This is a genomic window from Pseudomonas taiwanensis, assembly GCF_013393345.1.
GTDB classification, from domain to species: domain Bacteria; phylum Pseudomonadota; class Gammaproteobacteria; order Pseudomonadales; family Pseudomonadaceae; genus Metapseudomonas; species Metapseudomonas resinovorans_C.
This window is the reverse complement of record NZ_QJRF01000007.1, coordinates 1-374: the sequence shown is the minus strand read 5'-3', so window position 1 is coordinate 374 and position 374 is coordinate 1. Positions and strand designations below refer to the sequence as shown.

Sequence of the window (374 nt, the reverse complement as noted above, 5' to 3'; positions counted from 1 at the left end):
GGATCCGAGCAAGGCCGAGTACACCCAACTGGTCAAGGTCGCCATGGCCTACCGCAAGATCACCTGGACCCACGCCATCGCCGGCACCGAAGCCTCGGACGACTGGCGCAAGCCCCAGGAAGCCTAAACCCCCAGGCGAATTCGGCGACCGGCGCAAGCGTGCGTCGGGCGCTCCCTCTTGCATCAGGAGCACTGGCCCGACAGCGGGCTGGTGAGGATTTCCATGGCAGTCCAATCCGATTTGCGCTTCACCTTCACCGCGGGAGCGGACGCCTTCGAGGTCGTCGAGTTCCACCTCGTCGAAGGCTTGTCCGAGACATTCAGGCTCAACGTCGACCTGAGCTGCACCAACCCCGCCATCGACTTCGGCCAGG

1 pseudogene is annotated in these 374 nt (G+C 64.4%); it reads left to right on the top strand.

Annotation, left to right across the window (positions count from 1 at the left end):
• A pseudogene (locus DM872_RS30350) lies at positions 1-127 on the top strand (type VI secretion system tube protein Hcp); the annotation flags it as partial.
• Positions 128-374: the final 247 nt, after the last annotated feature.